Raw genomic sequence first — 332 nt, 5'->3', positions numbered from 1 at the left:
GTGGCATTGAACGGAAAATGCGGAGTGCCGCGTTGAGTCCTGAGTATATGGAGCGTGTGCTGACAGGTTCAGCATTACCTACATCTTTGGATGCAGCCCAGTGATAGCAAGGGTTTTCATGCGTTTTCCCTGGACAACAACACGTTCTGGCTGAAGGTCTGCAATCACTTCAACAAGGGCATTTATGTCTTTTTCGGTGTTCTCTATACGCTGATGAAAATCGAGTGGATGAAAGTAAACATCGAGAAATGATTTCCCAACATCAATGCCAATATACGTCGGTTCTTTGCTTTCTGCGGTATTCATAATAAGCTGACTCTGCCTTGCTATAC

General features: G+C 44.9%; 1 pseudogene. It reads right to left on the bottom strand.

From position 1 onward, the window contains the following. Window positions 1–78: 78 nt before the first annotated feature. Window positions 79–332 (bottom strand): annotated as a pseudogene (locus tag M3P05_RS20780) (hypothetical protein); the annotation flags it as partial.

Source organism: Parendozoicomonas callyspongiae, from assembly GCF_023502345.1.
Lineage (GTDB): Bacteria > Pseudomonadota > Gammaproteobacteria > Pseudomonadales > Endozoicomonadaceae > Sansalvadorimonas > Sansalvadorimonas callyspongiae.
Note: the sequence above shows the minus strand (reverse complement) of the source record. Positions and strands in the feature narration are given on the sequence as shown.